General features: G+C 61.5%; 18 protein-coding genes. 11 read left to right on the top strand and 7 right to left on the bottom strand.

Annotation, left to right across the window (positions count from 1 at the left end; translation table 11 throughout):
• Positions 1 to 385 precede the first annotated feature (385 nt).
• The 3 genes from E6C55_RS30425 to pxpB are packed head-to-tail and all read right to left on the bottom strand — an operon-like array spanning position 386 to position 3,573.
• Positions 386 to 787, bottom strand: a complete 402-nt coding sequence (locus E6C55_RS30425) for a gamma-glutamylcyclotransferase family protein (RefSeq protein WP_136373605.1) — start codon at positions 785 to 787, stop codon at positions 386 to 388.
• A gap of 15 nt (positions 788 to 802) precedes the next feature.
• Entirely contained in the window at positions 803 to 1,597 is a 795-nt protein-coding gene (locus E6C55_RS30420; RefSeq protein ID WP_136373604.1) for a 5-oxoprolinase subunit PxpA, read from the bottom strand.
• 47 nt (positions 1,598 to 1,644) lie between these two features.
• Positions 1,645 to 3,573: a 5-oxoprolinase subunit PxpB gene (gene pxpB / locus E6C55_RS30415; protein ID WP_168735963.1), complete on the bottom strand. Its 1,929-nt coding sequence runs from the start codon at positions 3,571 to 3,573 to the stop codon at positions 1,645 to 1,647.
• Positions 3,574 to 3,720: 147 nt separating this feature from the next.
• Here pxpB and E6C55_RS30410 point away from each other — a divergent pair, with 147 nt between their 5' ends.
• Entirely contained in the window at positions 3,721 to 4,041 is a 321-nt protein-coding gene (locus tag E6C55_RS30410) for a hypothetical protein (RefSeq protein ID WP_136373602.1), read from the top strand.
• On the opposite strand, the gene E6C55_RS30405 is transcribed toward E6C55_RS30410, so the two are convergent.
• The 3 genes from E6C55_RS30405 to ssuE all read right to left on the bottom strand — a co-directional run bounded on the left by E6C55_RS30405 (position 4,038) and on the right by ssuE (position 6,643).
• A complete protein-coding gene (locus E6C55_RS30405) occupies positions 4,038 to 4,661 on the bottom strand; it encodes a TetR/AcrR family transcriptional regulator (protein ID WP_168735962.1) in 624 nt (207 codons plus the stop codon). The genes E6C55_RS30410 and E6C55_RS30405 overlap by 4 nt on opposite strands.
• A 75-nt stretch (positions 4,662 to 4,736) precedes the next feature.
• Positions 4,737 to 5,705: an aldolase catalytic domain-containing protein gene (locus E6C55_RS30400; RefSeq protein WP_136373600.1), complete on the bottom strand. Its 969-nt coding sequence runs from the start codon at positions 5,703 to 5,705 to the stop codon at positions 4,737 to 4,739.
• A 377-nt stretch (positions 5,706 to 6,082) separates the two neighbouring features.
• Complete coding sequence (gene ssuE, locus E6C55_RS30395) at positions 6,083 to 6,643, bottom strand: NADPH-dependent FMN reductase (protein ID WP_330999676.1); 561 nt, start codon at positions 6,641 to 6,643, stop codon at positions 6,083 to 6,085.
• Between the two features lie 558 nt (positions 6,644 to 7,201).
• On the opposite strand from ssuE, the gene E6C55_RS30390 reads away from it, so the two are divergent.
• From E6C55_RS30390 to E6C55_RS30355, 8 genes are all read left to right on the top strand, one after another.
• Positions 7,202 to 8,956, top strand: coding sequence for a sensor histidine kinase (locus E6C55_RS30390; protein WP_136373598.1), 1,755 nt, complete (start codon positions 7,202 to 7,204; stop codon positions 8,954 to 8,956).
• 623 nt (positions 8,957 to 9,579) lie between these two features.
• On the top strand, positions 9,580 to 10,551 hold the full coding sequence (locus E6C55_RS30385; protein WP_230986926.1) for an ABC transporter permease: 972 nt from the start codon (positions 9,580 to 9,582) through the stop codon (positions 10,549 to 10,551).
• Between the two features lie 46 nt (positions 10,552 to 10,597).
• The gene (locus tag E6C55_RS30380; RefSeq protein ID WP_136373597.1) at positions 10,598 to 11,497 is read left to right on the top strand and encodes a carbohydrate ABC transporter permease; all 900 of its coding nucleotides are present in this window, start codon (positions 10,598 to 10,600) and stop codon (positions 11,495 to 11,497) included.
• 97 nt (positions 11,498 to 11,594) lie between these two features.
• Positions 11,595 to 13,445: a type 2 periplasmic-binding domain-containing protein gene (locus E6C55_RS30375; RefSeq protein ID WP_136373596.1), complete on the top strand. Its 1,851-nt coding sequence runs from the start codon at positions 11,595 to 11,597 to the stop codon at positions 13,443 to 13,445.
• 169 nt (positions 13,446 to 13,614) lie between these two features.
• A complete protein-coding gene (locus tag E6C55_RS30370) occupies positions 13,615 to 15,027 on the top strand; it encodes a response regulator transcription factor (RefSeq protein WP_168735961.1) in 1,413 nt (470 codons plus the stop codon).
• A gap of 127 nt (positions 15,028 to 15,154) precedes the next feature.
• Complete coding sequence (locus E6C55_RS30365; RefSeq protein ID WP_168735960.1) at positions 15,155 to 16,906, top strand: extracellular solute-binding protein; 1,752 nt, start codon at positions 15,155 to 15,157, stop codon at positions 16,904 to 16,906.
• A 233-nt stretch (positions 16,907 to 17,139) separates the two neighbouring features.
• Positions 17,140 to 17,262, top strand: coding sequence for a hypothetical protein (locus E6C55_RS35135; RefSeq protein ID WP_269145569.1), 123 nt, complete (start codon positions 17,140 to 17,142; stop codon positions 17,260 to 17,262).
• 154 nt (positions 17,263 to 17,416) lie between these two features.
• Positions 17,417 to 20,794 carry a X2-like carbohydrate binding domain-containing protein gene (locus tag E6C55_RS30355; protein WP_136373592.1) on the top strand — a complete coding sequence of 1,126 codons (3,378 nt, stop codon included), beginning with the start codon at positions 17,417 to 17,419 and terminating at the stop codon, positions 20,792 to 20,794.
• 622 nt (positions 20,795 to 21,416) lie between these two features.
• On the opposite strand, the gene fur is transcribed toward E6C55_RS30355, so the two are convergent.
• A complete protein-coding gene (gene fur, locus E6C55_RS30350; protein WP_136373607.1) occupies positions 21,417 to 21,911 on the bottom strand; it encodes a ferric iron uptake transcriptional regulator in 495 nt (164 codons plus the stop codon).
• 177 nt (positions 21,912 to 22,088) lie between these two features.
• On the opposite strand from fur, the gene E6C55_RS30345 reads away from it, so the two are divergent.
• Complete coding sequence (locus tag E6C55_RS30345) at positions 22,089 to 22,763, top strand: futalosine hydrolase (RefSeq protein ID WP_136373606.1); 675 nt, start codon at positions 22,089 to 22,091, stop codon at positions 22,761 to 22,763.
• The gene (locus tag E6C55_RS30340; RefSeq protein ID WP_136373591.1) at positions 22,760 to 23,590 is read left to right on the top strand and encodes a 1,4-dihydroxy-6-naphthoate synthase; all 831 of its coding nucleotides are present in this window, start codon (positions 22,760 to 22,762) and stop codon (positions 23,588 to 23,590) included. The genes E6C55_RS30345 and E6C55_RS30340 overlap by 4 nt, the downstream gene beginning before the upstream one ends.
• Positions 23,591 to 23,608 lie beyond the last annotated feature (18 nt).

Below are 23,608 nucleotides of genomic sequence, written 5' to 3'. Positions count from 1 at the left end.
GGTTTGCCTCCGGCTTCCTTCAGATTCGGCCTCGCGACCGACACCCTTGCCTTCAGCTAACAGTTCCTACTGCCAAGCCTGTAGCGGACTTGCACCGCCTAGTTACCGCCCATGCCGGGCGCACTTAGAGAAAGGGGCCGTCCCTAAGTCGAATCGACTTGGGGACGGCCCCTTTCGTTTATGTCTATGGCGGATGTGATGCAAAAATACATCTCTTGCCGTCGTTTTATCCTGAAATGATCGCATGAGCTGCAAAAGTACACTTCATTCTCGCCAATTGGCCTTAATTCCGGAAAATCGGCGGAATCAGATGCACTTTTACATCACATCTCTCCAAATCGACTCCGCACAGCACAAAGAGATGTACTTTTGCTTTACATCTAATTCAAAAGCTCCTCTTCCCCTCCGGCCACCAGTCGGTTCCGGCCGGGGGACAGCCCCGATCGTCCGGCCATACGTAGGCCCAGCCGAACAGCTCGGGGCGGTCGGCGTCCGAGAGGCGGATTCGCTCGTAGTCGTTGCTCTCCTCGATTCCGTAGAACTCCTCGTAGCGGTCGGCGGCTTCAAGTCCTTCGCGGCTTACCTCGACCCACAGGCCGCGAACGCAAGGAGAAGCAGGGGGAGAGGAGGAAAAGGGAGGGACGGCTGGAATCAGCGCCGGATAACCGCCGGCGTCGACAAGCCTGCCCCTGACGCTCCCCGGCAACGCGGTTCCAGCCACATATGGCGCAATAAGGCGATGCTGCGCGAATTCCGGCAGCAGCGTGCCGTAGACAAACAGCTTCATCGGCGCCTCCTCTGCTCAGCGCGGCGGCCGGATGGCGTAGCCCCGCTCCAGCAGGCTGCGCCGCAAGGAGGCTGCGAACGCCGCCGCTCCCGGCGTGTCGCCGTGAAGGCACAGCGTCCGCGCCTTGACGATGGCGACGCCGCCGTCCAGCGCGCGCGCTTCGCCGCGCTCCGCGATGGAGAGCGCCTGCCCGATCGCCGCGCTCTCGTCAGCGTGCACCGCACCGCTCAACGAGCGCGGCGCGAGGCTTCCGTCGGCCAGATAGGCCCGGTCGACGAAGCCCTCTTCGACCGGGCGCAGCCCGGCCGCCGTCGCCGCCCGCAGCAGCTCGCTTGCGGCAGGGCCGACGATCGCGAGGCCCGGATCGATCGCGCGGGCGGCGCGTACGATCGCTTCCGCCAGGTCGCGGCGGCGGGAAGCCATATGGTACAGCGCGCCGTGCGGCTTCACGTGGACGAGCGGAACGCCCGCCGCCTTCGCGATCGCCTGAAGGGCGCCGAGCTGATAGAGCACGTCCGCCTCGACCTCGGCGGGCGCAACCGCCAGCTCCCGCCGCCCGAATCCTTCCCGGTCCGGCAGACCGGGGTGCGCGCCGACGGCGACGCCGAGCTCCGCGCACCATTCGACCGTGCGGCGCATCACCCGGGCATTGCCTGCGTGATACCCGCAAGCGATGTTGGCGGAGCTGACCGAGGCCAGCAGTTGCCGGTCTTCCTCCATCTGCGCCGCATCCTCCCGCTCGCCCGCATCCACGTTCAAATCGATCGAACGCGAAGCCGGCGCAGACGAATTCGCCAAGGAATTGCTCATCGTTCCCACCTCGCTCCTCTCACCGACCCTCAAGATTAATGCCGCTTCTACCGGTACCACTTCAGCCGGATACCCGCCGCCAGTTGCGCCAGCCCCTCTTGCTTCTCCCGGTACGCCCGCAGCGCGTCCCGCAGGCCGATCGCTTCGAATCGGATGCGGTCCCCCGGTCGGAGCTGCGCCAGGAGGCCGAGGTCGGCGGCGGCTACGATCGCAATAATCGGATAGCCGCCGGTCGGCTGGCACCCTTGACCGAGCGCGATCGGCTGACCGGACGCCGGCACCTGAATGGCGCCGGCGCAAACCCCGTGCGACAGCAGCTCCGCCTGCCGCTCAAGGCGCAACGGCTCGCCGCTCAGCCGGACGCCCATCCGGTCCGAATCGGCTCCGACCCGGTACTCTCCCGCGAAGAAATCTTGCCTCGCCGACTCCGCGAACCAATCCCATTCCGTCCCTTCGAGCACCCGCAGAACGACGGAGCTGCCGGTGCCGACGCCGCTTCCGGCGGAATCTCGCTCGCACCGGGCGTATTCGCGGCCCGCATGCCAGGCCGCGCCCGCAGGGGCCGACTCGCGCAGCCGCCCCTGCAGCCGCTGCGCCTGCGCCGAAGGCGACGCGGCCCGCAGCTCGTCGCCGGGGCGAAGCGCCCTGCCATAGGCGCCGCCGATGGAGGCGCGAAGGTCCGCGCTCCGGCTGCCGAGCATCGGCCTCGCCGCGAACCCACCGGCTGCCGCCAGATAGGCCCGGCAGCCGCTCGCCCCGCCGCGGAACCGGAGAACCGCTCCCGCACGCAGCAGCGTCGGGCGCCCCGTCGGCAAGCGCTCGCCGCCCGCCGTCGCTCCGAGGTCCGCGCCGGTCAAGGCGACGAGCATGTCGCGCTCCACCCGGTACTCTCCGCCGGACAAGGTAAGCTCCAAGCCCGCCGCTCCTTCGTCGTTGCCGACAAGAAGGTTCGCCGCGCGCAGCGCTTCCTTGTCCATCGCTCCGCCGGCGGAGACGCCGAACGCCTGCCAACCGCCGCCCGTTCTGCCGAGATCCTGTATGGTCGTCTGAAGACCGGGGCGCAAGACGGTCATAACCGTCTCGGCTCCCTCCTCCCAGGCGCCTTCCGCGAAGATGGCGCTCAGGCCCGCCCCCGAAGCTTCGCCTCCGTTCTCCTTCAACCGTCCTCTCAAGCTCCCGTTCGAACTCTTCTCGAGACTCTCTGTCGAACTCCCGCCTCCGCGCTCCTCGAGACTCCCTGCCGCTTCCGCGCCCGCCTTGACGGGGACGAACCGAACCGTATCCCCGGGCCGGATCGGGAACGGCTCGTCCGATTCGGGGCGGAACAGCCGCTCCGGCGTGCGGCCGACAAGCTGCCAGCCGCCGGGCGAAGCGACCGGGTAGATGCCCGTCTGCAGGCCCGCGATGCCGACCGAACCGGCCGGAACGCTTAAGCGCGGCGTCTCGCGCCTTGGCTGCGCCAGATCCCCCGGCAACCCCCGCAAATAAGGAAAACCGGGGGTAAACCCAATCATCGCCACCGAATACTCGGAAGACGAATGCCGCCGGATGAACTCTTCCTCCGACAAGCCGCTCCGGCTGGCCGCTTCCGCCAGATCGGGGCCTGCCTCGCCTCCGTACTCGACCGGAATCGATACGGTCCGCGCGCCCCCCGATCCATCGGCCTCTTGCATGGCCGAAGGTCCCGCCGGCACTTCCTCTGGCGCCAATTCCGCAAGCCGAAGCAGCCGCCCCATCGCTTCCTCGAAGGCCGCTTCGGCTTCCTCTCCGAGCCGCCCCGCCGGCAGACGGTCCGCGTCGAGATTAACCGCCACCGTCTCGTAAGCCGGCACCGTCCCGATCACCCAAGGCAGCCCGGCTGCGGCGATTCGCCTGGCCAGCGCCGCGGGGTCCGGGCTGCTCCCCGGGCAAGGGACGTCCTCCGTCAAGTAGAGCAGCGCCATCCTCTCGCCCATCGGCTTTGCTCTCCACAACATTTTTACCCCAACTCCTCCCGGCTCTCCAAGTTCCCGTCCCGGTTGCAATCTCCCGCGCGCTCCGGCTACAATCGTGTTATTGCACATTCGGGGCCTTCTCGCGCTCGCGGACCCGCAAAGTACCTTCGACAGGAGTTGGTCTCATCCATGGAAACCTATGATCTGGCAACGCTGAGAATGAACCAGGAGGACGAATCGTGGACGATCTTGTTCGATAACGCCAAGCTGATGGTGATGGATGAATACGGCACGCGTTCCTGGTTCATCGACGTCAACGGAATTCCGGACAGCCAACTGCTGGACCGGTTCGCGAACACGGCCGATATCGACGTGACGGTCGAAGCGGTGACGATCGGAGGACGTTCCCTGAAGGGAAGCGGCTTCTTCCATCCGAACCCGAAGCATCAGACGGCTGCCGTTCGCGGACACGGCGAGTTGGTCGGTTACGCTCCCGGCGCGGCCCGTTAATCCGGAATTGGAGTTGTCGCGGCGGCCTCGCCCGGCGCTCTTCCGGAGCGAGCCCCATCGACGAAGAGCGAGAAAATCGCCTGCATCCTATCAAGAAGCGGCACCTCGTCGAGATCGAGCGACCACAGCATGAGAACGCCGTAGTAGGCTTCCACTGCAACGCCTGCGATCTGCTTGGCCGGGCGCTCCGGGGCAATCTCCCCGTTCTGTTGCGCCCGCTCGAGCAGCGGCGTCAGGAATTCGATGAACTTCTCGCTTCTCTTCCTCTGGACGTCGCCGATCTTCGCGCTTCCGAACATGCCCTGGAGAACCGCCCGCGTCGTCGACTTGAACATCGGATACTGCTTCACATAGGCGATCATTCCCTCGTACAGGCGATCCAGAATGGGGCCTTCGCCCTCCAGCTTGTCCCCGATGACGCTGATCAGCATATCCGATTGGAGCGCAAGAATCATGTCCTCCTTGGAAGCGAAGTAGTTGAAGAACGTCCCCTTGGCCACTTCGGCGCGATCGGTAATCATCTGGACGGACGTCGACAGGTAGCCGCGTTCCTCGAACAGCTCGACGGCGGAATCCATGATTCGTTTTCTCGTCAGGTTTTTCTTATCCTCGCGGTTCATGCGTCTCTTCTCCCTCTCCTTGAGAAAAAACGGCTCCATAGGAGCCGTTCTCATTCCGACACGATCAAACGGACATCAGCCCTTGGGGAAAATCTCCGGGGTCGTCAGCTTGTCGTAAAATCTCAGGTATTCGTCCTTCTCTGCGGAAGCGCGCCATGCCATAGCCGAACGGGGATGCTCGTCCAGCACGCCGGTCACCATGTAGGGAATCAGATAGCCCCACTCTTCCTTCTCGCGAAGCTTGACCATATGCTTCTCGATCATGCCGAGCAGCGGGCGCAGGTTGTATTCCGGCTTCGCCAGCTTGGCGAGCAGCAGCTCGGTGTGGCAGTTGCCGGCGGCGCGGCCCATGCCATATACGGAAGCGTCGAGCAGCTCGACGCCCATCTCGGCGGCGACAAGCGTGTTCGCGAGGGCGAGCTGCATGTTGTTATGGGTATGAACACCGAGGCGCTTATGCTTAAGGGCGCGGCGGAACTTCTCGACCAGGTAGCGGAAGTCGTCCGGGTCCAGGCTGCCGTAAGAGTCGACGATGTAGACGACGTCGATCGGGCTCTCGCTGATCAGCGCAAGCGCTTCGGTCAGCTCGTTGTCCATGACGTTCGACAGCGCCATGATGTTGATCGTCGTCTCGTAGCCGCGCTCGTGGAACATCGTGGCCAGCTCGATCGCCTTCTCCGTATCGCGGGCGTAGCAGGCGACGCGGATGAGGTCAAGCGGCGACTCGCTGCGCGGCAGAATGTCGTCCGGATCGACGCGGCCGACGTCGACGAGGGCGGACAGCTTCGTGCGCTTCTTCTCCGGGATCACCTTGCGCAGGAAGTCGTCGTTCAGGAAGCGCCAAGGGCCCGCATCTTCGGAGCCTTTCAGCAGGCGCGGGGAATTTTTGTAGCCGACTTCCATGTATTCGACGCCGGCTTCGTTAAGCGTCTCGTACAGGTCCTGCACGAACTCTACGCTAAAATCCCAATTGTTGACAAGTCCGCCGTCGCGGATCGTGCAGTCGACGATCTGGGTGTGGCGCGTTTTGCTATGTACGGTCATCTTGGGGACAAACTCCTTTACTCTTCTCCATCGATAGGGAGGAACATGCTATTTAGTTTATAACGAAACGGGGGGATTTATCAAGCGGGAACGCTTCAAAGCGTTGAAGCACGGCAGGGGTGGGCAAAATGGGGAGCGGCGGACGCACTCGGCAGCGTAGGAGGTGGGGAGGCAAGGTTAGCGGGGAAGCCCGTTCGGCGGCGGCGCACAGCGCTGGCCAGTGCGGCCGCTTGCCGGCTTCGTTGTGCGGATTTCCCGCACATCGGTGCCCAACGCTGCCCGGCGCACGGAGCGGCCTCGCCCTGGCGAGCGAACGCAGCAAAGCGCGGGGAGCACGCAAGCACTCTCCCCGCTTTGCTGCGCCGCCATCGCGCGTGTTATGCGCGGGCCTCTCTTGTCTGCCAGCGCACTTCCTGCACAAGCAGGTCGACCGCTCCGTCCACGCGGGCCGCGATCTCGTCGGCAAGCGATGCGGTGCCGTCGTCGTTCCACGTGACCTGGCTGTCGATGACGAACACGCCGCCGAGAATGTTGCGCGGCGCCATCGTCGAGAGCACCGGCTTCATCGCGAAGTCGATCGAGAGCAGATGCGCGATTGTGCCGCCGATCGCGATCGGCAGGACGATCTTATTCTCGAGCCCCTTCTGCGGGAGCAAGTCGATGTACGCCTTCAGCGCGCCGGGGAACGACGCCTTGTAGACGGGCGTCGCGATAACAACCGCGTCCGCCTCGGCGACCGTCTTGTTCGCCGCCTGGATCGCTTCGCTGCCGAAGTTGGCGAAGAGCAGATCCTCCGCCGGAAGGTCGCGAACAGAGATGGTCGACACGTCCAGATCGGTGTCGCCAAGACGACTCTTGACGCGGTCGACAACGCCGTTCAGCCTGGACTTGGCGGAAGGATTGCCGATTAATACGACTACTTTGGCCAATGGAATCACGTTCCTTTGCTATCGCTGACGGGCTTCACATGTCCAACCCAATCACTCGGAATATATCCGATTCATAAACTCGGAATTATTCCCATTATAGGCTTCCTTCTCCGGGGCCGTCAAGTGTCGGATGAAGCCCAAACGAAGGCCCGCGGTGCTTGAATCCTCTATCCTCCCATCCCTGAACGCTCGCCCTCCCCATCCTTGAATCCCCTGTCGCCCCGCAATGTACGTAGAGTTCGAATGAATGCTATTGCATGGATAAAATGACGAAGTTATAATAAAACTTAAAGAAGAAGCCGTGCGTCAACACGACTCCTCCCTAGCATAGTAGCCGCTTCAAAGGCGGTCGGCTTGGGAATACGATATCTAAGTTCACAGAAGTAGACCGCATTCCTTGCTATCGGGGCGGTCTATTTCCCTTGTGTAGACAATATCGCAACGATCAGCAAACCGAATACGGTTCGTCGATTTCCAACTGCTCGTTGATTCTCGCCTGGGCTTCCCGCCAAAGCACACAGTCCATTCGACCGCCTTCTATTCCATCCCGAGGGAGATGCGATCGCCATGCCCGCGATTCCCGCCTTGCGCCGCCGCTTCGAGAAGCGTTCCTTGCGCCGAGTTCTCGTTGTCTACGTGATGATCGGCTGCCTGCTTCCTCTCGTCTTCATGTTCGCGCTTACGTATTCGTCCATCTATTCGATCCTGTTCGGCAAAATCCAGAGCGGCATTCTCTCCAGCCTGACGCAGGAAGCCAGCAGCCTCGAGAACACGATCAACAACCTCGACTTCGCGTCCAAGCAGTTCGCGCTCGACGGGCAGATCGTCGACGAGGTGTCCGCCTTCCTCGAAGAGCCGAAGATCTACACGAAGTCGCAGATTATGGAGTCGATCAACGAGAAGATCAATCTCGTCAACTTCACGAACCCGTACCTCGGGCTGACCGCCTACATTCTCCCGAGCGCCGACGATCCGATTCTGTTCTCGAATCTGACGATGGATCGCCGCTTCGACACGTCCGCGCTGCCCCGCTTCATCGAGTACAACGGCGCCGTCTACTTCGGCCCTCACCGCACCCTCTACACGAACAGCAGCAACATGGTATTCTCCGAGCAGCGCATCGTACACGTTCAAGGCGACGAGGTGCTGTATATTTACCTGGAATCCAACTACGACCTCTTCCGCAAAATCCTCGGCCAGCAAACGTACGGAATGCCGGTGGCGCATCTGCTCGCGAACGAGCAAGGCGGCATCTCCTTCATCGAGGACGACGCCATCCCGGGCAATGTGCTTGCCGCAGCCGGCGCGGACGATCGGCAGACGCACTTCGAGGCGGGCGGCTATCACCTGTTCCGCTATTCCAGCCCGCAGGGCTGGCAGTTGCTCGCCGCCGTGAAGAAGTCCGACTTCGACAGCGAGATCCGCGCCTGGATGCTCAAGATGATCGCGCTCGCGCTGGCTACCCTCGCCTTCGCCGGGGGGCTCGCCTTCCTCATCTGGAAGCAGGTGTACCGGCCGCTGCGCAAGGTCAACGTCGAGATCGTCCGCATGGCCGAGAACCGGACGACCCCCGTCGCCTACACGCAGGTCGAGGAGTTCGACTTCGTGCTCAGCAACTTCCAGGAGATGAAGATCAAGATCAACGAGCTGATCCTCGAGGTCGAGGAGAAGGAGAAGCAGAAGGGGAAGTTCGAGATCGAGAAGCTGCTCAGCCAGATCAACCCGCACTTCCTGCACAATACGCTCAATACCGTCCAATGGCTCGCCCGCGCGAACGGGCAGAAGGAGATCGACAAGCTCGTGACGCTACTCGTCAAGGTGCTCCACTACAACCTCGGCAAGCAGAGTCTGATCGTGACCGCCCGCGACGAGCTGGAGGCGATGCGCAACTACATGGAGCTGCAGCGAATCCGGTACGACTACGAGTTCGAATTCAACGTCAGCGCCGAGGAGGAGATTCTGTCGGTCGCGGTGCCGCGCTTCCTGCTGCAGCCGCTCGTCGAGAACGCCATCTACCACGGCATGAGCGAGAGGAACGGCCGGATCGACGTCGCGATCGCCTCGTACGGAAGCTCCCATGCCTTGTTCCGGGTGGAGGACAACGGCGCGGGGCTCGACGCGAAGGAGATGGAGCGGCTGCTCTCGGACGAAGACGCCGATTCCCGGCGCAAGGGGATGGGCATCGGCCTCTCCTACGTCAACCGGATGCTGCGCCGCTACTTCGGAGACGACATGACGTTCTCCATCGAGAGCGAGCCGGGCATCGGAACGAAGGTGTCCATCGTCATCCCCAGACTCACGACCGAGCAGTTGGAAGAATAGGAGTGTAGGAGAATAGAAGAGCAGATATATAAGCTGAACTAGCGAACTTAACGGACTCCCAGTTTCGATGCCCCACGCAATGTGGATGCAGGTCACGAAATATAGTCGGAATTTCATGTTTATTCATTCGTTCGGGTCGCAAACGAGGGCTACGAATGTGAAATTTCGCATATATTCGGTAGAATCGTGGCTGGTTCGGGCAACGAATGTGAAATTTCGCATATATTCGACGGAATCGCGGCTGGTTCGGGCTACGAATGTGAAATTTCACATACATTCGGCAGAATCGCGGCTGGTTCGGACTACGAATGTGAAATTTCGCATATATTCGGCGGAATCGCGCGGTTGGCCACGGATTGTAGTCGGAATTGCTTGCTTATTCGCTCGACCTGGACAGCAGCTCAAGAGCTTTCGGTCCGCAACGATATGCGGTTGTAACTTACTGGGCGAGATTCATTCGTTCAGCTTATATAGGGTGAATTCCGTTCACTCCGGTGAGAAAATCGTGCGACAAGACCAGACGGCCCTCCTTTGACGGAGGGCTTTTTTCGCTCTCGGCCGCCTCCTTCCATCGCTTACAATGAGAACGCGAAACCGATTCCAAAGCGATTGGGGACTCCGATATGTCGTCTGCATCCGGCACGAATCCCGGCACGAATGCCGCCCTTGCCGCCTCCCCGCCTCCCCGCCGCAGGGGACTGGCGAACAAGTACAAGCTGTTCCTGATGGCTCTCCCGTTCCTCGTCGTCACGTTTGTTTTTTTCTACCTTCCGATCTACGGTTGGATCTACGCCTTCTACGACTACTTCCCCGGCATCCCGCTCGCGCAGACGGAATTCGTCGGCTTCAAGTGGTTCAAGTCGATCGCCTCCAACCCGATCCAGACCGAAGAGGTCATCCGCGTCATGAAGAACACGATCGCCATGAGCGGACTGGGCATCGTCACCTCCTTCTTCCCGATCGTATTCGCAATTCTGCTGACCGAGGTGCGAACCGGCTGGTACCGGAGAATCGTCCAGACGCTCACAACCATTCCGAACTTCATCTCCTGGATTCTCGTCTACGCCATCGCGTTCGTCCTCTTCTCGGTCGACGGCGGACTCGTCAATACGCTGCTCGTCAAGATGGGCTTCATCGAGCAGGGCATCAACTTCCTCGCAAGCGGGAACAACGTCTGGTTGCCGATGATTCTCTGGTACTGGTGGAAGTCGCTCGGCTGGAGCGCAATCATCTACCTGGCGGCGATTACCGGCATCGACCAGGAGCTGTACGAGGCCGCGGAGGTCGACGGCGCGAGCCGCTTCCGCAAGATTTGGCACATTACCGTGCCGGGCCTGATCCCGACGTTCTTCGTGCTGCTGCTGCTGTCGATCGGCAATCTCGTCAACAACGGCATCGAGCAATACTTCGCCTTCCAGAATGCGATGAACAAGGACACGATCGAAGTGCTCGACCTGTACGTCTACAACATCGCCTTCGCCAACAACTTCCCGTTCGCGACCGTCGTCAGCATGCTCAAGTCGATCATCAGCGTCACGCTCCTGTTCCTGGCGAACCGCCTGTCCAAGCGGGTCCGCGGCGAATCGATAATCTGAGATTCCCTGACTTGAGAATTCACATTCGGAGAGGAAGAGAGCTTCCATGAACGTTCGCAAGAGCAGCGCCGGCTCGACGGTTTTCCAGCTTCTCAATTATGCGTTCTTCGGGCTGTTCACGCTCAGCTGCGTGTTCCCCTTCTACTACCTGTTCATCAACACGATCAGCGACAACAACCTGTCCGCCACCGGCTACATCACGTTCTATCCCCGGGGCATCCACTTCGACAACTACCTCGAGGTGCTCAAGATCAAGGGGCTCGGCACGGCCGCGTTCGTCAGCCTCTATCGGACCGTCGTCGGCACCGTGCTTACCGTGGGAGCGTCCGCATTCCTGGGCTACCTGTTCACGAAGAAGGAGATGTGGGGGCGGCAGACCTCGTACCGGTTCGTCATCGTCACGCTCTACTTCAGCGCAGGGCTTATCCCCTGGTACATCACGATGCACAACCTGCACCTGACGAACAACTATCTCGCCTATGTGCTGCCGTCGATCATCTCTCCGTTCAATATCATCCTGGTGAAAACATTCATAGAGTCGCTGCCGCCCGCGCTCGAGGAATCCGCTTCGATCGACGGCGCCGGGTATGCGAGGGTGTTCTGGAGTATCGTTCTTCCGCTCAGCGCTCCGATTCTTGCTACCATTACGATTTTCTCCGCGGTGTATCAGTGGAATGCGTTCATCGATACGGCCTTCCTGATGACCGACACGAAGTACTACACGCTGCAATATTTGCTGTACCGCTACCTGAACGAAGCGAACTCGCTCGCGAACCTGATCAAGAGCACGCAGGACTTCAACTCGCTTAACCTGCAGAACATGCAGACGCCGACCTCGGTGCGCATGACCGTCACGATGATCGTCGTGTTCCCGATTCTGTTCATCTACCCGTTCTTCCAGCGCTACTTCGTCAAGGGCATCCTGATCGGCGCGGTCAAGGGGTAAGCGGGAAGCCGATATCCAGCCGGGTTTACCTCCGTTTAACAGGCGGAGCGAAACTATACAATCCATATCTTAGAAGATCAAAGGGAGGCAATTCGAAATGAAGGTCAAACGTCTCACGGCCGGCATCCTCGCGTCGACGATGTTCGTCGTGCTGGCCGCCTGCAGCGGCAACAACGGCAACACGTCCTCGCCGAGCCCGTCCCCGTCGGCTTCGCCGAGCGAATCCGCGTCCGCTTCCGTGTCGCCGAGCGAGTCGGCCAGCGCATCCCCCGATGACAGCGGGCTCGACCACTCCAAGGAGTTGACGCTGACCGTCTTCTCGACGACGGCCAACTACGCGGGCGAGCAGACCGGCTGGTTCGCCAAGCTCATCAAGGACAAGTTCAACATCAAGATGAATATCATCGCCTCCAACCTGGACGGCGGAGACGCGAAGATCGCCGCCATGATGGCGTCCGGCGACATGGGCGACATCATCGTCTGGGGCGACGACAAGGGCAACTACCCCAACGCCATCAAGGCCGGGCTGGTCCGGGATCTGACCAAGGACGATCTGCTGAACAAGTACGGCAAGGACCTCGTGGCGAGGTACCCGAAGGCGATCGAGAAGGCGAAGATCTCGTTCGGGGACGGCAACGCCGTCTACGGCATCGGCAACAACGTCGCGACGAACCCGACCGGCCCTTCCGAAGGCACGGAGATGACGTGGGGACCTGACCTGCGCTGGGACCTGTACCAGCAGATCGGCGCTCCCGAGATCAATTCCGTCGAGGACTACCTGCCCGTGCTCAAGAAGATGCAGGAGCTCGAGCCGACGAACGACCAGGGCAAGAAGACGTATGCGTTCTCGCTCTGGTCGGACTGGGACGGCGGCTACAAGATGACGCTGGCAAAGCAATTCGCCAACATGTTCGGCTACGACGAGATCGTCGACACGGCGCTCTACGTGAAGGCCGACGAGCCGAAGTACTACGACTTCCTCTCCGACGAGAGCTGGTACATGAAGTCGCTTAAGCTGTACTTCGACGCCAACCAGTTGGGCCTCGTCGATCCGGACTCCCCGACGCAGAAGTTCGACGACGTCGCCGGCAAGTACAAGGACGGACGCCTGCTGTTCTCCTGGTTCCCGTGGCTCGGCGCCGCCAACTACAACACGCCGGAGCGGACCGCCGAAGGCAAGGGCTTCGCACTCGTGCCGTTCAAGGGCGAGCTCATGTATTCGACCGGCTTCAACGTCTACGGCGGCAACGGCATCATCTCGATCGGCTCCAAGGCGAAGGAACCGGAACGCATCATGGAATTCATCAACTGGATGTACACGCCGGAAGGCGCCATGATCTCCGCCGGCAGCGGAACGGCCGTGCCGAACGGTCCGAAGGGACTGCTCTGGGACATCAACAGCGACGGCAAGGTGTACGTCACCGACCTTGGCTGGCAGGCTTATCAGGATCAGAAGGGCACCTCCATTCCGGACGAATACGGCGGCGGCAACTTCGCGGACGGCATGAACCAGATCAACTTCAGCTTCGTTATTCCGGCCGACGTCAATCCGGAGACCGGCGAAGCCTACGACCACAACCTGTGGGAGACGTCGCTTACGCGCAACCCGTCCAAGCTCGTCAGCGACTGGCGCGAAAAGATGGGCGTGCTGACCGCGAAGGAATACTTCGTCAAGAACGATGCGCTGGCCGTTGCGCCGCAAGGCTTCACCGGCAAGGAGCCGCTGCAGATGGATCAATCGCTGCTGCAGAAGAACAAGCAGATCGGCACGATCATCCAGCAATATTCCTGGAAGATGGTGTTCGCGAAGAACGAAACGGAATACAACAAGCTCAAGGACGAGATGATCAAGAAGGTCACCGGCCTCGGCTACTACGACGAGATCATGGACTTCTCGATCCAGAAGGCCGAAGAGCTGTTCGAAGCCCGCAAGAGCGTCACGCAGTAACGCCGGCCTGATCGCCGCCGAATCCGAGCCTCCCCAGCCGCGCCCCGAGCCGGCCGGGGAGGTTCGCTCGGCTATGCGGAAGTTCTCTAGCAACTATTTTCCAATTAATATGCTATAATTCCAGAAGCGGCATCGACCTCATTATTGGCGCAAAGGGGAGATTATGACGATGTTGAGAGCGGTCGTGGTGGACGATGAGAAACTGGTGCGCAAAGGCTTCATCTCCATGTTCGATTGGGCCTCGTTCGGAATCGCGGTCGTCGGCGAAGCGGCCGACGGCCGATCCGCGCTGGAACTGCTCGGGCGGACCGAAGCGGACCTGCTGTTCACCGATATCACGATGCCGGGCATGTCCGGCTTCGAGCTCATCAAGGCCGTGCGCCAGCAATACCCGAAGATCCGTTCCGTCATTCTGACCTGCCATCACGAATTCGATTTTATTCAGGAGGCGCTGCGGCTGGGCGCGATCGACTACATCGTGAAGACGCTGCTCGAAGCGGAGAATGCGGACGAAGTGATGGGGCGAATCGTCGAGAGAATCGGCTGGGAGAACATGAACCGCCCCTCCCTCGCCGCCGAGGACACGCCGCAGGCTCTCGCCGAGAATTCCGCCCTGCTGTTCGTTCCGCGAACGGAAGTCGTTCCCGATGCCGAGCTGCTGCGGCTGCCCGTCGTCACGAAGAGCCGATTGATTCGCCTGGGGCGATTCCGGCTCGTTCCGTTGGCCGCGCCTCCTTCGGGAGAGGAGCTTGCCAAGGAGCTGGCGGGCGCCCCCTCGGACCGCGTTCGAAGCTGCCTGCTGTCCGGCATTCAAGGCGAACCGCTGCCGAAGCTGCACGAAGCGCTTCAAGCCGGAGCGGCGCTCTATCAATTCTATTCCGATACGGAACGGGATCGGAGCCGTCTGTCGTACGACACGCTGAAGAGCTATGCCCACGCTTCGGCGGCCAAGGCGGACGAGCGGCTGGAAGCCGGTCGGGAGCTTCGCTGGACGCTCTACAGCCGGGACTTTGACGAATTCATTCAAGGAATCGTCCATAGCCGGGTCCCTCCGGAGAAGCTGCGCGAATTCGCGGAGGAGCTGTGCGAGAGCTGGGAAGGGCTGCTGCTCGACCCCCGGGACGGCGAGCGGCTGGAGAAGGAAGCGGCGCACCAGGCGGCTTGGAAGGATTGGGAGAGCTGGCTGCGCCGCTTCTCCGACCGCGTCCGCAACCGCATGCTGGACCTGTCGCTCTCCCGCGAGGTCATGGCCTGCCTGATCCGCGCCGTGCGTTACATGACCGACAACGCCGGGAGCAAGATCAACCAGAACGACGTCGCCGCCCATATCAGCATGAGCCGCAGCTACTTCAGCCAATGCTTCGCCCGGTTCGCCGGCCAGCCGTTCGGCGAGCTGCTCCGGCACATCCGGATCGAACGCGCCAAGCGGCTGCTCGTCGCGACCAACGCCCCCGTCTACGAGATCGCGGCTTCGGCCGGCTTCGAGGACGACAAGTACTTCAGCAAGCTGTTCCGCGAGCGGGTCGGCATGCTTCCGACGGAATACCGTGCGGGCAGGGACGATTTTGGTCCGACGCGGTAGGAGATCGGTCCGCAATCAGAAGGCAGGAACCGCGGAACATCAGGCGAAATTCCCTCCCCCCGGGAGGCCCGGAACGATTAAAATGAAAGCGCGATCATCCGATGGCGCCGCACGACGGAGGTTGCTCATGTCCATGGTTAAGCTTGCGACCGATTCGCAGATCGAATCGGAGACAAATTCGCAGACCGATTCGGTGAACGGTGCAGTGAACGGTGCGGCGAAAATCGTCAAACTCGCAGTTTCCTGCTCGCTGACGGCGCTGCTTCTCGTCTCCTGCGCAGATCGGGATCGCTCTTCGGGCGAAGCGGCCGCTTCCCTGAAGGCGGAGAACGATCCCGCATACGCCGCCTACGAGACTCCGGTCACGCTGCAGATCGGCTTCAAAATTCCCGACGCCCGCCTCATTACGGGCGATACGAACGACAACAACCCGATGTCGCGCTACTTGGAGCAGTTGACGAACATCAAGGTCGTTCATTCCTGGGAAGCGAAGGGAGACGAAGCGTTCAGCCAGAAGGCCGATCTCGCCATCGCGAGCAGCGACATTCCGGACGCGATGGTCGTGGACCGCGACCAACTGCGCAAGCTTGTCCAATACGGCATGATTCAGGACCTGTCCGACTCGTACGAGATGTACGGCTCCTCCCTTATGAAGGAGATGTACGACGCCACCGGCGGAGCCGCGCTGGACGAAGCCCGCTTCGACGGCAAGCTGTACGGCCTGCCGAACATCGCGATCGAAGCCGATGCCACGTCGCTGCTCTGGGTGCGCAAGGATTGGCTCGACCGGCTCGGGCTGCAGCCGCCTCAGACGCTGGACGACATCGCCCGGATCGCGCAAGCGTTCGTCGCCCAAGACCCGGACGGCAACGGCAAACGCGACACGGTCGGCCTCGCCGGCTACAAGTGGCTCGTGTACGGGCAGAAGCTGAACATGAGCGGCTTCGACGCCGTGTTCAGCAGCTACCATGCGTTCCCGAAGAACTGGATTCGCGACGCATCGGGCAGCGTCGTGTACGGTTCCATCGCGCCGGAGAACAAGCTCGCGCTCGAGAAGCTGGCGGAATGGTACCGCCTCGGCCTGATCGACCCGCAATTCGCGCTGTACAAGGAACCGCAGGAGCCGATTACCTCCAATCGGACCGGCCTGTTCTTCGGCCCGTGGTGGATGCCCTACTACCCGCTCTCCGAGGCGGTCGCCTCCGACACGAAGGCGGAATGGCGCGCGTACGCAGTGCCGCTCGATGCCGAAGGGCAGTACGTCACGCACTCGGCTCCCGTGACCGACCGCTATCTCGTCGTCCGCAAGGGGTACGCGCATCCGGAAGCGGCCGTCAAGCTGCTTAATGCGTTCACGCGGCTCGAGCGCCGGCAGGACCCGAACGAAGCGGCCGTTCGACAGATCGACGAGTTCGCGGCGAAGACGGGCATTCAGCCGCGGCAGTATTACCCGTTCGACCTGCTGCTCGACTACACGGATGCGATCGAACAGCGGTACCACTCCGTCACCGACGTCCTGGCCGGCAGGCGGGACGCCGGCAAGCTCGACCCGGACTCGCGCAAGATTTACGATTACTGGCTCGCGGAGCAAGCAAGCCCGAAGAAGGACATGGACGGCTGGAAGGCGGCCAAGGCGTACGAATACGGCGGCCTCGCGCTCGTCTCCCGGCCGATGGAACGGGTCAAGAGCGTCTTCTACGGAACGACGCCTACCATGGAGAAGCGCTGGGCGGAGCTGGAGAAGCTCGAGAACGAGACGTTCCTGAGCATCGTGGTCGGCGACCTGCCGATCGATGCGTTCGACGACTTCGTGCAGCAATGGAAGGCGAAGGGCGGAAGCGCGATCACCCGAGAGGTGCAGAACCTGACGAGCAGATAACGAGCCGCAGCGATCGGGAAGGAAGCGGGATCGGATCGGCGGATGAGGCAACGCGGCGGATGAGGAAGTCCGGCGATACGACCGCGCACGGGATGAGATGGAGAGCCGAACGGGACGAAAGGAGGTGAATTGACGAAACGATCGGTCGGCAGCGAAGGCTGCGCAGGTGGACATTGGGGTTTGACGACGGGGTTGATGGCGGAGTTTGATGCGGAGCTTGATGGCGGAGCTTGATGGCGGAGCTTGATGCGGAGTTTGATGCGGAGTTTGATGCGGAGTTTGATGCGGAGTTTGATGCGGAGTTTGATGCGGAGTTTGATGCGGAGTTTGATGCGGAGTTTGATGGCGGAGCTTGATGCGGAGTTTGATGGTGGAGTCGGGCTGTGCAATGTGGCAGTTGTTTGCTCTCTTGCTCAACTTTGCTCTCTTGCTCGACAGTATGATTTTCGCACGCTCGAATTTCCTTTTTATAACTAAAAATCAATTATATTATAATTCGGAGGTCTTACCGTGAACAACAAACGTTGGCATCGCGCTCTATCGTTGTGTCTTGCGGCAGCACTCCTTCTGGGCGCGGCACCGCTATTCGGCGGCTCCAAGGCCGAAGCGGCGGGAACCGAAGCGTACAACTGGCGTAATGTCGTCACCGGAGCCGGCGGCGGCTTCGTGCCGGGCATTATCTTTAACGAGTCGCAGCAGAACCTGATTTACGCAAGAACGGACATCGGCGGCGCTTATCGCTGGAACCAATCGACGAGCAGTTGGGTATCGATCTCCGACTCCGTCGGCTGGGTCGATTGGAACAAGAACGGCGTCGACGCGCTCGCCACGGACCCCGTCGACCCGAACCGCGTCTACATGGCGACCGGCACGTATACGAACGACTGGGACACGAACGGCCAGATCATGCGCTCGACCGACCAAGGAGCCACCTGGCAGTCGACGGCGCTTCCGTTCAAGGTCGGCGGCAACATGCCTGGGCGCTCGATGGGCGAGCGGCTCGTCATCGACCCGAACAAGAACAGCATTCTGTTCTTCGGAGCGCGCAGCGGCAACGGCTTGTGGAAGAGCACCGATTACGGAGTCACCTGGAACAAGGTAACGAGCTTCACCAATACGGGCACGTACATCCAGAATCCCGATCTGGATTACGGCAACGATCCGGTCGGCCTGGCCTGGATCACCTTCGATAAGTCGACCGGCAGCTCGGGCAATGCGACGCAGACGATCTATGTCGGCGTAGCCGATACCGGCAACAGCGTCTTCAAGAGCACCGACGGCGGCGCGACATGGGCAGCCGTTCCGGGGCAGCCGACCGGCTACCTGCCGCATCACGGCGTGCTCGCCTCCACCGGCAATCTGTACATCTCTTACAGCGATGGCGTCGGACCTTACGACGGAGCCAAGGGCGATGTCTGGAAGCTTAACACATCGACCGGAGTCTGGACGAATATCAGCCCGGTTCCGAGCTCGAGCACGGATAATTACTACGGCTACGGCGGCCTGGCCGTCGATAAGCAGAACCCGAACACGATCATGGTTGCTACTCTCAATTCCTGGTGGCCGGATGCCAATATTTTCCGCAGTACGGACGGGGGAGCGACGTGGACCCGCATCTGGGACTGGAACGGCTACCCGAGCCGGACGCTGCGCTATTCGCAGGACATCTCCGCCGCTCCGTGGCTGACGTTCGGCAAGGCGGATAACCCGCCGGAACCGGGGCTTAAGCTCGGCTGGATGATCGGCGACCTCGAGATCGATCCGTTCAACTCCAATCGGATGATGTACGGCACCGGCGCAACGATCTACGGAACGAACAACCTTGGCGCCTGGGATACCGGAGGAACGGTCAACATCTCCGTCATGGCCAAAGGCATCGAGGAGATGGCCGTTCTCGGTCTCGTCAGCCCGCCTTCCGGGGCGCATCTGCTCAGCGCAATCGGCGACGTCTCGGGCTTCCGCCACGATGATCTGACGACAGCGCCGACGGCCTATCAGACGAACCCGAGATGGGCGACGACGTACGGCATCGACTTCGCGGAATCGAATCCGAGTCTCGTCGTTCGGGTCGGGATGGCGGACTACGATGACACGACCGAGTCCAATCCGAAGTCGATCGGCATCTCGAACGATGGCGGCACAACCTGGTACAAGGCGAACTCCGAGCCTTCCGGCACCGCCGGAGGCGGCACTGTCGCCGTGGCCGCCGACGGAAGCTCGTTCGTCTGGAGCACCTCGGACAAGGGCGTCTACTACTCGAAGACGAACGGCAACTCCTGGACCGCGAGCACGGGCGTTCCGGCTCTGGCCAAGATTGCATCCGACCGCGTGAACAAGAACAAATTCTACGCCTTCTACTCGGGCACATTCTACATCAGCACGGACGGAGGAGCGACGTTCACCGCGACAGCCGCGACCGGCCTGCCGACCAACAACGTATCCGGCCTGCTGCCGAACGAGGCGCAGATCAGCATCAAGACCGTGCCCGGCATCGAAGGCGACATCTGGTTCGCCGGCGGGAACGCTACCGAGGGCATCTACGGCTTATGGCACTCGACGAACTCCGGCACCTCCTTCACGAAGCTGAGCAACGTGCAGGAAGCCGACCTGATCGGGCTTGGCATGGCCGCTCCCGGCCAATCCTACATGGCCCTCTACACCGTTGCCAAAATCGACGGCGTAAGAGGAGTGTTCCGTTCCGACGACGCCGGCGCCAGTTGGGTACGCATCAACGATGACCAGCACCAGTATGCGCGCATTAACATGGCGATCACCGGCGATCCTCGCGTGTATGGCCGCGTCTATCTCGGCACGAACGGCCGCGGCATTCTCGTCGCCGATCCGGTGAACACCGTCGTCAGCTCGACGATCAGCCCGACGACCGCCACCTTCGACAAGAAGACGGCGAACCAGGCCGATGTCGCCGTAACGATGACGCTGAACGGCAACACGCTCAGCTCGATCAAGAACGGCACCGCGACACTCGTCTCCGGCACCGATTACACCGTCTCCGGCTCGACGGTCACCATCAAGAAAGCATACCTCGCCGCTCAGGCCGTCGGAACGACGACGCTCACCTTCGCCTTCAGTGCCGGGGCGAACGCCGCTCTCGCCGTCTCCGTCGTCGACACGACCTCGACCGCCAGCAACTCGACGATCAGCCCGACGACGGCCTCCTTCGACAAGAACACGGCGAACCAGGCCGATGTCGCCGTAACGATGACGCTGAACGGCAACACGCTCAGCTCGATCAAGAACGGCACGGCGACGCTCGTCTCCGGCACCGATTACACCGTCTCCGGCTCGACGGTCACCATCAAGAAAGCATACCTCGCCGCTCAGGCCGTCGGAACGACGACGCTCACCTTCGCCTTCAGTGCCGGGGCAAACGCCGCTCTTGCGGTCTCCGTCGTCGACACGACCTCGACCTCAACGGGGGCTCTGAAGGTGCAGATGTACAATGGAACGACAACCGCTTCCTCCAACACGATCAACCCGCGAATCAAGCTTGTCAACACGGGTACAACCGCCGTTACGCTAAGCAGCGTGAAGATCCGGTACTACTACACGGTCGACGCGAACATCGCCCAGAACTTCTTCTGCGACTGGTCGTCGTCCGGCAACACGAACATCACCGGCACATTCGTCACGATGGCAACGCCGAAGACCGGCGCCGATACCTACCTGGAGATCGGCTTCACAAGCGGAGCCGGCAGCCTCGCGGCCGGAGCGAACACGGAGATTCAGATCCGCGTCTCCCGGACCGACTGGTCCAACTACACCCAGACGGGAGACTACTCCTTCGACTCGTCTCACACGGCTTATGCCGACTGGACGAAGACGACGGCCTACTTGTCCGGCTCGCTCGTCTGGGGCGTGGAACCGTAACAAAAGCGCAATCGATATAGGCAGCAACTAATATACGGGCGGCCGCAGCGTACTTCGCTGTGGTCGCCCGTATCCGTTGCGGAACCATAGCAGACATGCGCGAGCCAACTTATCAGCGATAGCCCGGCGCGGTAGGGTTTCCCGCTCATCACCCTCTCCAACCGTCTCTTCGGAGCGCCGTTGTGCGGATTCCTCCACTAACTCCTCTCACTCCTCTCACTTCGCCTCTCCGCGCTCGAATGATCGGACTTCCTCCGCTACCTCGGTTCGGCGGCGATTATATGTGGTTTTTCACATAAAAGTGGTCTGACGAGGCGCTGGTTGGTGATTGTATGCGGTTTTTCGCATAAAAACGGTCAGTTGCGGCGGGGAGGCGGCGATTATATGCGGTTTTTCGCATAAAAATGGGGAACTGGGGCGGTTCAGCGGCGATTGTATGTGGTTTTTCGCATAAATTTGGGGGTGTTGGGGGCTGATCGCTCGAAGAAGCCTTGTCTGGTCAATAAAACAAAACAGCGCCCCGTCAACCTCCCGCGAGGTCTTCGGGTCGCTCTCCTGTCCATCGCACGCCTTGCCGCGGTCCCTGTTGCCCGGATACCGCCGTGCGACGGTCGCCTGCCGCTCAGGACACGGCCTTGCCGCAGTCGCCTTCCGGCTTGCCGTCCTTCGCCGCCTTCTCCTTCGCGTTGCAGTCACGGCAGATGCCGTGGAAGTCGAGGCGATGGTCCATCACGCGGAAGCCGAGCTCCTTCTCGATCCGATTCTCCATCGGCAGCAGCCAGTCTTCCTTGATCTCCTCCACCGTCCCGCACCGCGTGCAGATGAGATGATGGTGCATGTGCGGCTGATCGTCGCTGCGCAGGTCGAATCTCGCGCCTCCGTCCCCGAAGTTGACCTTCTCGACCACATGAAGCTCGGCGAGCAGTTCAAGCGAACGGTATACGGTCGCCAGCCCGATGTTCGGGTAGTTCGGCTTGATCAGCATATAGACGTCTTCCGCCGTCAGGTGGTCCTTCTCGTTCTCCAGAAGCACCCGAACCGTCGCTTCACGCTGCGGCGTCAGCTTATAGCCCTTCTCTATCATCTGCCGGTTGATCTTCTCCATCTGTTCCGTTATCGACATGGGTCCTCACCTCTCTGACCGCATACGGAATTCTCGTCCCGGTCTCGCGATTCACTTAATTAGAATAATTCTAAAGTGATTGTACCCTAAAACCTCTCCCGAAGCAAACCCTTTTGTCATCCGGCGGCTCATTTGTTAAAGTTAAGTTATGGCAGGATTGGAGATGAATCGATGCAGCACCAAGAACGCAAGATTTACAAACGCATTCTTATCATGACAGCCGTCCCGATGGAAAAGGATGCGGTAGCAAGGGGACTCCAGCGAGCGGAAGCGGACGGGTTCGTCGTCGAAGTCGCCGGCGTCGGCCCCGCCTCCGCCGCAGCCAGCACCGCCGCGCTGCTCGCCGGGCGCGGCTTCGATCTTGTCGTCAGCGCCGGAATCGGCGGCGGCTACCCCGGGCGGGCGGCGATCGGCGAGCTCGCCGTCTCAAGCGTGATCGTCGCCGCGGACCTCGGCGCGGAGACGCCGGACGGCTTCGTCGGCGTGGACAAGCTCGGCTTCGGGTCCGCCCGGATCGAAGTCGACGCCGAGCTGGCGGCACGCTTGACCGAGGCGCTGTGCGTTGCCGAGCTCCCGGCTGCGCTCGGGCCGGCCTTGACGCTCTCGACCGTGACCGGCACGGCCGCCACCGCCGAGCGGCTCGCCGCCCTCATACCGGGCGCCGCGTCCGAAGGGATGGAAGGCTTCGGCGTCGCCGCCGCCGCCCGCCACTTCGGCGTCCCCGCGCTCGAGCTGCGCGCGATCTCGAACGCGGTCGGCCCCCGCGACCGGGCCGCCTGGCGCATCCCGGATGCGCTCCGCTCGCTGGAGCGCGCATCAACTATACTAGCGGAGGTTCTGCGATGAATATTGCCTTCTCCCCGTGTCCGAACGACACGTTTGTTTTCCACGCGTGGGTGCACGGCCTTGTGCCGGGAGCTCCCGAGCTTAACGTCACTTATGCCGATATCGACAAGACGAATCACTGGGCTGCCGACGTGCAAGGCCCGGAGGTCATGAAGATCTCCTACGCCGCGCTTCCGTGGGTGCTTAACGACTACGCCCTCATTCCGTGCGGCGGAGCGCTCGGCCGGGGCTGCGGCCCGCTTGTTCTGACGAAGGACGACGTGCAGACCCCCGCCTCCCTGTCCGGCAAGCGCGTCGCCGTTCCGAGCGACCGTTCGACCGCTTACCTGCTTTTCCGCCTCTGGGTGGCGCAGAAGGTGCCGGGAGGCGTCGGCGAGATCGTCATCATGCCGTTCCATGAGATCATGCCCGCCGTCCGGAGCGGCAAGATCGACGCGGGACTCGTCATTCACGAAGCCCGCTTCACCTACCCGAATTACGGCCTGAGCCTTGTCGCCGACATGGGCAGCTGGTGGGAGGAAGATACCGGCCTGCCGATCCCGCTCGGCGCGATCATCGCCCGCCGCCACCTCGACCGGAAGGAGATCGAGGATTGGACGCGAGCTTCCGTGCGCTATGCATGGGCTCACCCGGAAGCTTCGCGGGCTTACGTGGCCGACCACGCGCAGGAGATGGCTCCCGAGGTGACGAAGCAGCACATCGAGCTCTACGTGAACGAGTTCACCGAGAATCTCGGAGACAGCGGATATGCCGCCGCCCGAGCACTGCTCGGCCGAGCGGCCCAGGAAGGTCTCGTTCCCTCGTTCGACCTCTCGCTGCTGCGCTGAACGACGACAGAGACTTGC

Origin of the sequence: Cohnella fermenti (genome assembly GCF_004801405.1) — a bacterium.
Taxonomy (GTDB): Bacteria; Bacillota; Bacilli; order Paenibacillales; family Paenibacillaceae; genus Cohnella; species Cohnella fermenti.
This window is presented reverse-complemented; position numbering and strand designations above follow the sequence as displayed.

Excerpts from the sequence above, each read along its gene's own strand:
- E6C55_RS30405 (WP_168735962.1), bottom strand. The coding sequence starts at position 4,661 with ATGAACCGCGAGGATAAGAAAAACCTGACGAGAAAACGAATCATGGAT.
- E6C55_RS30420 (WP_136373604.1), bottom strand. The coding sequence starts at position 1,597 with ATGAGCAATTCCTTGGCGAATTCGTCTGCGCCGGCTTCGCGTTCGATC.
- E6C55_RS30410 (WP_136373602.1), top strand. The coding sequence starts at position 3,721 with ATGGAAACCTATGATCTGGCAACGCTGAGAATGAACCAGGAGGACGAA.
- E6C55_RS30370 (WP_168735961.1), top strand. The coding sequence starts at position 13,615 with ATGTTGAGAGCGGTCGTGGTGGACGATGAGAAACTGGTGCGCAAAGGC.
- E6C55_RS35135 (WP_269145569.1), top strand. The coding sequence starts at position 17,140 with ATGGCGGAGCTTGATGCGGAGTTTGATGCGGAGTTTGATGCGGAGTTT.
- E6C55_RS30380 (WP_136373597.1), top strand. The coding sequence starts at position 10,598 with ATGAACGTTCGCAAGAGCAGCGCCGGCTCGACGGTTTTCCAGCTTCTC.
- E6C55_RS30375 (WP_136373596.1), top strand. The coding sequence starts at position 11,595 with ATGAAGGTCAAACGTCTCACGGCCGGCATCCTCGCGTCGACGATGTTC.
- E6C55_RS30425 (WP_136373605.1), bottom strand. The coding sequence starts at position 787 with ATGAAGCTGTTTGTCTACGGCACGCTGCTGCCGGAATTCGCGCAGCAT.
- pxpB (WP_168735963.1), bottom strand. The coding sequence starts at position 3,573 with ATGTTGTGGAGAGCAAAGCCGATGGGCGAGAGGATGGCGCTGCTCTAC.
- E6C55_RS30385 (WP_230986926.1), top strand. The coding sequence starts at position 9,580 with ATGTCGTCTGCATCCGGCACGAATCCCGGCACGAATGCCGCCCTTGCC.
- E6C55_RS30345 (WP_136373606.1), top strand. The coding sequence starts at position 22,089 with ATGCAGCACCAAGAACGCAAGATTTACAAACGCATTCTTATCATGACA.
- E6C55_RS30365 (WP_168735960.1), top strand. The coding sequence starts at position 15,155 with ATGTCCATGGTTAAGCTTGCGACCGATTCGCAGATCGAATCGGAGACA.
- E6C55_RS30340 (WP_136373591.1), top strand. The coding sequence starts at position 22,760 with ATGAATATTGCCTTCTCCCCGTGTCCGAACGACACGTTTGTTTTCCAC.
- E6C55_RS30400 (WP_136373600.1), bottom strand. The coding sequence starts at position 5,705 with ATGACCGTACATAGCAAAACGCGCCACACCCAGATCGTCGACTGCACG.
- E6C55_RS30390 (WP_136373598.1), top strand. The coding sequence starts at position 7,202 with ATGCCCGCGATTCCCGCCTTGCGCCGCCGCTTCGAGAAGCGTTCCTTG.